A 6,575-nucleotide genomic window follows, 5' to 3' on the forward strand; every position below is an offset into this window, starting at 1 on the left:
GAACCAGACCTCTCTCTACGGCTCGGCCCCATGCATGCGTTGCCGACGGGCCGGTCAGCCCTTGCCCGCGCCGTTGCCGGCCGGCTCGTCGGTCGACTCCTCGCTGAGGTTCCCCGGCGCGTCCTCGGGCTCGTCCACGGAGGCGTCGGCCTCGGAGGCCTCGCCGTCCTCGTCGGTCGCGCCCTTGTCGACCGCGGGCTTGTCCCGGTCCGGCTCCACGATCTCCTCCCGTCCCGGGCGGACCCGCGACGAGATCACGATGTAGGCGACGGCCAGGACGAAGACGACGATCGCCGTCCAGACGTTCAGCCGCAGGCCGAGGACGTGGTGCGCCTCGTCGACCCGCATGTACTCGATCCACGCCCGGCCCGTGCAGTACGCGGCGACGTACAGCGCGAAGGCCCGGCCGTGGCCCATCTTGAAGCGGCGGTCCGCCCAGATGACCAGGAGCGCGACACCGATGCACCACAGCGACTCGTACAGGAAGGTCGGGTGGTAGATCCCTTCCTCGCGGTTCGCACCGGCGGAGATCTCCAGTCCCCACGGCAGGGTGGTCGGCTTGCCGTACAGCTCCTGGTTGAACCAGTTGCCCCAGCGGCCGATGGCCTGGGCGAAGGCGATACCGGGCGCGATGGCGTCCGCGTACGCCGGCAGCGGGATGCCGCGCCGGCGGCAGCCGATCCAGGCGCCCACCGCGCCGAGCGCGATGGCGCCCCAGATACCGAGGCCGCCCTCCCAGATCTTGAAGGCGTCGACCCAGTTCTCACCCTCGCTGAAGTACAGCTGGTAGTCGGTGATCACGTGGTAGAGCCGGCCACCGACGAGGCCGAAGGGCACCGCCCAGACGGCGATGTCGGCCACGGTGCCGGCTTTGCCGCCCCGGGCGATCCAGCGCTTGTTGCCGTACCAGACGGCGACGAAGACACCGATGATGATGCAGAAGGCATAGCCGCGCAGCGGAACCGGTCCGAGGTTCAGGACTCCGGTCGACGGGCTGGGAATGTAGGCAAGGTCCATGGCAGAACCGACGCTACCTTGCCGGGCGGGTGACGCGGCAGCCCACCCGACAACGTCTGCGTAACTAAGGCACCGACGGAGGAACGCCGGGGGCGTCAGTTCGTGGGCGAGGCCGTGCCCGGCGCCTTGCTCTTGTTCGCCTCGGCGACCCACTTCTTCAGGTTCTCCGGGGAGATCTGCTCGTCCCCCTTGTTCGGGAAGATCGATTCTCCGTTGAGCAGTACGGAGGGCGTGCCCTGGAAGTCGCTGCTGCGGAACGCGTCGTTCGACTTCCCCACCCAGCTGTCGTGCGTGCCGTCCTCGACACAGCTGCGGAAGGCCGGCGTGTCGAGCCCGGGCACCTTCGCCGCGAGTTCGATCAGCTTGTCGTTGTTGCCGAAGGCGTCGTCGGTCTCCTGCGGCTGGTTGATGTACAGCACGTCGTGGTACGCGGTGAACTTTCCCGCGTCCTGGGCGCACGCGGCGGCGTTCGCCGCGCGCAGGGAGCCGCTGCCGCCCATGTTCCCGTCGATGAGGGTGGCGAGGTGGTACTCCGTCTTGAGCGCGCCGGAGGCCTCGAGCTCGTGGATGGTGTCCCGGAAGGCGTTCTCGAAGGACGCGCAGGCCGGGCAGCGGAAGTCCTCCCAGATCGCCAGGGTCGACGGGGCGTCCGTCTTCCCGGTCGGGATGGCCGGCTTGTCGCCCTCGGTCGCGCCGGTCGGGGCGACGACCGGGCCCGCCTTGTCCGAGCCGCTGTCCTTGTCCCCGCTGTTGGCGGCGATCACTCCCACGACCGCGGCCAGGCCGAGGACGCCGACGACCGCGGCCGACACGATCAGGACGCGCCGCTGCTTCTCCCGGGCCTTCTCTCGCTCGCGCTGCTGCTGGAGGCGCTCCCGCGCGCTCCCTTTCCCGTCACTGTTCTTCTGGCTCACGCCCTCAGCAACGAACCGGGGAGGCGCGTACGCGCCTCCCCGGTCACAGATCCACCCATTCGGGTTACGAAACGCGGCGCACGCCCTCGGCGAGTTCGCCCGCCAGTTCCCTTACGGCGGCGAGTCCGGCCGCCTCGTCGTCGGCGTCCAGCATCCGCTTGACGAACGCGGAGCCGACGATGACGCCGTCGGCGAAGGTCGCGACCTCCTTGGCCTGCTCGGCGTTGGAGACGCCGAGTCCGACGCAGACCGGGAGGTCGGAGGTGGCGCGGGTGCGCCGGACCAGATCGGCGGCCTCGGCACCGACCGACTCGCGGGTGCCGGTGACGCCCATCAGGGAGGCGGCGTAGACGAAGCCGGAACCGGCGGCCGTGATGGTGGCGAGCCGCTCGTCCTTGCTGCTCGGCGCGACGACGAAGACGGTGGCGAGACCGTGCTTCTCCGCGTGCTCGCGCCAGACCGCGGACTCCTGGACCGGCAGGTCGGGCAGGATGCAGCCCGCGCCGCCGGCCGCGGCCAGCTCCTCGGTGAACCGCTCGATGCCGTAGCGGTCGATCGGGTTCCAGTACGTCATGACCAGCACCGGCTTGCCGGTGGCGGCGAAGGCCTCGCGCACCGTGCGCATGACGTCGGCGATCCGGACGCCGCCGCGCAGGGCGATGTCGTCCGCGGTCTGGATGACGGGGCCGTCCAGGACCGGGTCGCTGTGCGGGAGCCCGACCTCGACGATGTCGGCGCCGCCGTCGAAGACGGCCTTGATCGCTTCGATGCCGCCGTCCACGGTCGGGAATCCGGCCGGGAGGTAGGCGATGAGAGCGGCGCGGTTGTCGGCCTTTGCCTTGGCCAGGGTGTCGCTGAGGAGCTGGATGTTGCCGCTCACTTGGTGTCCCTCCGGATCTCGCCCGCGCCGTCCTCGGCGGCGGCGTCGGCCTCGACGGGGGCCGCGTCGGTGTCGTACAGCCCGAAGTAGCGGGCGGCCGTGTCCATGTCCTTGTCGCCGCGCCCGGAGAGGTTGACGACGAGCAGACCCTCGGGACCCAGCTCCTTGCCCACCTCCAGCGCGCCCGCGAGGGCGTGCGCCGACTCGATGGCCGGGATGATGCCCTCGGTACGGGAGAGCAGCCGCAGGGCCTGCATGGCCGCGTCGTCGGTGACGGCGCGGTACTCGCCCCGGCCGGTGTCCTTGAGGTACGCGTGCTCCGGGCCGATGCCCGGGTAGTCCAGGCCGGCCGAGATGGAGTACGGCTCGGTGATCTGGCCCTCGTCGTCCTGGAGGACGTACGACCGCGAGCCGTGCAGGATGCCGGGCTCGCCGGCGGTCAGGGTGGCCGCGTGCTCGCCGGTCTCGACGCCGTGCCCGGCCGGCTCGCAGCCGATGAGGCGGACGTCGGTGTCGGGGAGGAAGGCGTGGAAGAGGCCGATGGCGTTGGATCCGCCGCCGACACAGGCGATCGCCGCGTCCGGGAGGCGTCCCGCGCGCTCCAGGATCTGGCGGCGGGCCTCGACGCCGATGACGCGGTGGAAGTCGCGGACCATGGCGGGGAAGGGGTGCGGTCCTGCGACGGTTCCGAAGAGGTAGTGCGTCCGGTCGACGTTGGCGACCCAGTCGCGGAACGCCTCGTTGATGGCGTCCTTGAGGGTGCGGCTGCCGGACTTCACCGGGACGACCTCGGCGCCGAGCATGCGCATCCGGGCGACGTTCAGCGCCTGGCGCTGGGTGTCGATCTCGCCCATGTAGATGGTGCACTCGAGCCCGAAGAGGGCGCAGGCGGTGGCGGTGGCGACACCGTGCTGGCCGGCGCCGGTCTCGGCGATGACCCGGGTCTTGCCCATGCGCTTGGTGAGCAGGGCCTGACCGAGGACGTTGTTGATCTTGTGCGAGCCGGTGTGGTTGAGGTCCTCGCGCTTGAGGAAGACCCGGGCGCCGCCGGCGTGCTCGGCGAACCGGGGGACCTCGGTGAGGGCGCTCGGGCGGCCGGTGTAGTTGACCATGAGGTCGTTGAGCTCGCGGGCGAACTCGGGGTCGGTCTTGGCCTTGTCGTACTCGACGGCGACCTCGTCCACGGCGGCGACGAGGGCCTCCGGGATGAACTTGCCGCCGTAGGCACCGAAGTAACCCTCGGTGGTGGGGACCTGACCCTCGGGGTCCGGAATGAAGAACTCGCTGGACATGCGGTTGCTCCTCGCGGGGCGGGTGCCCCGGATTGCGTGCTGACGATGGTCACGTTATGCGCGCGATCCGCTCACGTACGGCAACGCCGTGACGGGCCGCTCCGGCCGTCCCGGCCCACCCCGCCCCCGTGTGGGCAATCGTCCCGCTGGGCTGGGGGTCCCCCGGACGGAGTCTGGGGGAGGGTGGGCACAACGGAACGGCGCCCTTGCCGGGCCCAGGCTCCCAGGGTGTGCGGTACCCGCTGGGCGCGGCGCCCTTGTGGGCACCGGGACCAGGGGCGGAACACGCCCGCAATGGGCGCCGTCCCGTGTGCCCACCCTCCCCCAGACTCCGTCCGGGGGGACCACAGCCCTGCGGGACGATTGCCCACACGGTGGCGGGCGGAGGGCTCTGCCTCGGCTAGGGGTTGCTTCCGTGCGTGAGAACGCGCGCAGGGCGCCGGCGCCATCGCATGCCGTTGACCTGGCCGGGCTCGCTGCCGATCACGTACCGCACGCGACGGCCGTGGACGCGCCGGGCGGGCGCCCGGCAGCCGCGCGGTCGGCATCCCCGGGCCAGCGGGGCGTGCGCGGGAGCCGCGGCGGTACGGAGCCGGGTGCGCATCGCGCGTCCGGCGGCCGGGTCGGTGACCGTCACCGCGGGCACACCGACGGCGCCCCGGGCGGCATGGCCCGGGACGGTCGACGTGGCGCGGCGCGGAGTCACGGCGGGGTCAGCTCCGACCGTGGCGCAGGGCGGGGTGGGCACCGGCGGCGACGAGGTCGGCGACGGCGGCCTTCGGGTCGCGGCCGGTCACGAGGGACTCGCCGACCAGGACCGCGTCGGCGCCCGCGTTGGCGTACGCGATGAGGTCGTGCGGCCCGCGGACGCCGGATTCGGCGACCTTGACGATGCCGGCCGGGATCTCCGGGGCGACCCGCTCGAAGGTCGTGCGGTCCACCTTGAGGGTCTTCAGGTTCCGGGCGTTGACGCCGATGATCCGGGCGCCGGCGTCGACCGCGCGCTCGACCTCGTCCTCGTCGTGGACCTCGACCAGCGGCGTGAGGCCGATGGACTCAGCGCGCTCGATGAGGGAGACCAGGGCCTCCTGCTCGAGTGCGGCGACGATCAGGAGCGCGAGGTCGGCGCCGTAGGCACGGGCCTCCCACAGCTGGTACGCCGTGACGATGAAGTCCTTGCGGAGGACCGGGATGTCGACCCGGGCCCGGACGGCCTCCAGGTCGGCCAGCGAGCCGCCGAAGCGGCGCTCCTCCGTGAGCACGGAGATGACGGCGGCGCCGCCCGCCTCGTAGTCGGCTGCGAGGCCGGCCGGATCGGCGATGGCGGCGAGTGCGCCCTTGGACGGGCTGGAGCGCTTGACCTCGCAGATCACCGTGACGCCCTCGCCGCGCAGTGCGGCGACGCCGTCCTTGGCCTGCGGCGCCTTGGCGGCGCGCTCCTTGAGCTCGTCGAGGGAGACCCGCGCCTGCCGCTCTGCGAGGTCGGCGCGCACGCCTTCGATGATCTCGTCGAGCACACTCACGCGAGAGGCCCCCTTCCGGGACGGTGATGGTGATGTTCGTGAAGACGAACCAGGTTCAGCCATGTCGATGGTATCCGCAGGAGGGCGCGGGACTCGCATCCGGCCGACGTGCGTCCCACCTGCTGGGACTTCTCGTGAGCCCTCACGGGGCGAGCGCGGAGCCGAACGGCAGGTTCCGCACCACGGTGAAAACGGCGAGGACGGCGCCGATCCCCCACCACCAGACGGGGGCGATCGCCAATCGCATGGGCACGCCGCGTACGGCGCGAATCAGCCAGAGGACCATGACGGCGGCGAAGATCCCGTAGCCGACGACGGCGAGCGCGTTGGCCCCGAGGGCGGCGCCCAGCTCGCCGTGCACGAAGGCGTGGGCGCTGCGGAGGCCGCCGCAGCCGGGGCAGTAGATCCCGGTGAAGCGCAGCAGCGGGCAGACCGGATAGTGCCCGGGCTCGTTGGGGTCGACGCTCCCGACGTAGGCGAACGCGGCTCCGACCCCGACGAGCACGCCGACGGGCGCGACGAGCCGCCGAGCGAGCGGCCGCGACGCGGGGGCGGAGGTGGAGGGCGGGCCTGCCTGGCCGGACCAGTGGCCCACGACGGGCCGGGCGGACTCGGGCACGGCCCCCGCCGGGCCCGCCGTAGCGGACCAATGGCCCACGACAGGCTGGGCGGACTCGGGCACGGCCCCCGCCGGGCCTGCCTGGCCGGACCAGTGGCCCACGACGGGCCGGGCGGACTCGGCTACGTCCTCCGCCGGGCCCGCCGGGCCGGACCAACGGCCCACGACAGGCTGGGCGGACTCGGGCACGGCCCCCGCCGTCGCGTCGGGCTCGGGGGCGGCCTCGGCGGGCGGGGTGGCTGGGTCTTCGGTCACGGCGGGAGTCCGCGGCTTCGGGTGCACGCGGTGATTGTCGCTCCTGACGCGTGAAGGCGCAGCACGGCATCGCCG

Annotated in this window: 7 protein-coding genes; all 7 read right to left on the minus strand. The window is 72.4% G+C overall.

The annotated features are described in order from the left end of the window. Positions 1-54: 54 nt before the first annotated feature. Complete coding sequence (gene lgt / locus ACFC0D_RS37725) at positions 55-1,017, minus strand: prolipoprotein diacylglyceryl transferase (protein WP_376446439.1); 963 nt, start codon at positions 1,015-1,017, stop codon at positions 55-57. A 95-nt stretch (positions 1,018-1,112) separates the two neighbouring features. Then, a complete protein-coding gene (locus ACFC0D_RS37730; protein ID WP_376446442.1) occupies positions 1,113-1,931 on the minus strand; it encodes a DsbA family protein in 819 nt (272 codons plus the stop codon). 64 nt (positions 1,932-1,995) lie between these two features. After that, positions 1,996-2,811 carry a tryptophan synthase subunit alpha gene (gene trpA, locus ACFC0D_RS37735; protein WP_376446445.1) on the minus strand — a complete coding sequence of 272 codons (816 nt, stop codon included), beginning with the start codon at positions 2,809-2,811 and terminating at the stop codon, positions 1,996-1,998. Beyond that, positions 2,808-4,103, minus strand: coding sequence for a tryptophan synthase subunit beta (trpB, locus tag ACFC0D_RS37740; protein ID WP_376446448.1), 1,296 nt, complete (start codon positions 4,101-4,103; stop codon positions 2,808-2,810). The genes trpA and trpB overlap by 4 nt, the downstream gene beginning before the upstream one ends. 400 nt (positions 4,104-4,503) lie before the next feature. Continuing rightward, a complete protein-coding gene (gene trpM, locus ACFC0D_RS37745) occupies positions 4,504-4,707 on the minus strand; it encodes a tryptophan biosynthesis modulator TrpM (protein ID WP_376446457.1) in 204 nt (67 codons plus the stop codon). 109 nt (positions 4,708-4,816) lie between these two features. After that, the gene (trpC, locus tag ACFC0D_RS37750; protein WP_376446451.1) at positions 4,817-5,626 is read right to left on the minus strand and encodes an indole-3-glycerol phosphate synthase TrpC; all 810 of its coding nucleotides are present in this window, start codon (positions 5,624-5,626) and stop codon (positions 4,817-4,819) included. Between the two features lie 142 nt (positions 5,627-5,768). Continuing rightward, on the minus strand, positions 5,769-6,500 hold the full coding sequence (locus tag ACFC0D_RS37755) for a DUF2752 domain-containing protein (RefSeq protein ID WP_376446454.1): 732 nt from the start codon (positions 6,498-6,500) through the stop codon (positions 5,769-5,771). Positions 6,501-6,575: the final 75 nt, after the last annotated feature.

It is taken from the genome of Streptomyces sp. NPDC056222, assembly GCF_042264065.1.
In the GTDB taxonomy this organism is placed as follows: domain Bacteria; phylum Actinomycetota; class Actinomycetes; order Streptomycetales; family Streptomycetaceae; genus Streptomyces.